This is a genomic window from Hymenobacter sp. 15J16-1T3B (genome assembly GCF_020711235.1).
Taxonomy (GTDB): domain Bacteria; phylum Bacteroidota; class Bacteroidia; order Cytophagales; family Hymenobacteraceae; genus Solirubrum.
In genome coordinates, this window is the sequence record NZ_JAJFAV010000038.1 from 1 (window position 1) to 982 (window position 982).

General features: G+C 35.2%; 1 protein-coding gene. It reads left to right on the forward strand.

Annotation, left to right across the window (positions count from 1 at the left end):
* Positions 1 to 30 precede the first annotated feature (30 nt).
* Positions 31 to 982: hypothetical protein (locus tag LJ737_RS26795; RefSeq protein ID WP_227769854.1), on the forward strand; the 952-nt coding region annotated here is incomplete at its 3' end.

Here is a 982-nt window from a genome sequence, read left to right on the forward strand (position 1 = left end):
CTAGAGGAAGATGTTATTTATCTTGATGAGATGAATATTCCCAAAATTATTATACAGCAGGAGGGGCCTCCAGTATTACAACTTTTTTGTTATATATATATAGAAATAAAGAAGGAATTAGATGAGGTGCATGGTGTTAGTGATAGAGCCTTTGAATTGTCAGAGCAATTCAAAGAGAGCTATTTGCAGCCAGATAGTAGTCTGTTTAATAAGGACTCTTTTGCGGATACGATTGGAATTCTTAAAAACGTTCTTCAAGATATTGATATTAAGACGGTATACAAGGATGCGGACTTCTGGCATTTTTATGATGCGGTTGAGGCATTCTTGTATGGGGAGCGTGATAGTTGCTCTGACGGCATATATTGGGGTATTAACAATTTTTACGATGTATGGGAGGATATGTGTCAGACTTATGTCCTGCAGTCAGCTGACTTTAAAGAAAATGTTCTATATGCGGATATACAGGGTAGACTTGTTGATTATGGTAAAATGAGCAGTAACCCCTTTTTATTATCTTTTAATAATAGTTGGAGAAGGAGGGAACTGCGTCCAGATCTTGTCACTTTAACAGGAATAGGTTACAACACCGCGGCTGCTTTATACAACAAAGTTAAAAAAGTTGTGGATAATGAGTCTTATTATACTATACGTTGGTTGGATTATGAGAGGACTATGTCTGAATATCCAGAAGTGAATAGTATATTTAGGAAATACATGCAAAGGAATAGGAAATTCATAGAGAATCAATTGTGTAAAGGGATAGTTGAGATAGATATAAATTCGTTTGACAACGAAATAAATTCCATTGTGGCGAAACGTCCTGTAGTAGCGCAACCATCAGGATCTTATGTATTGAGCGGAGATAATATTTCCATTATTAAAATTGTTGATTATAAATACATGCATCAAATGGATTATGAGGAGTACTCCCCGTATAGGATAGATAATATGGGTCAAAACAAGATAAAAGAAGATATAC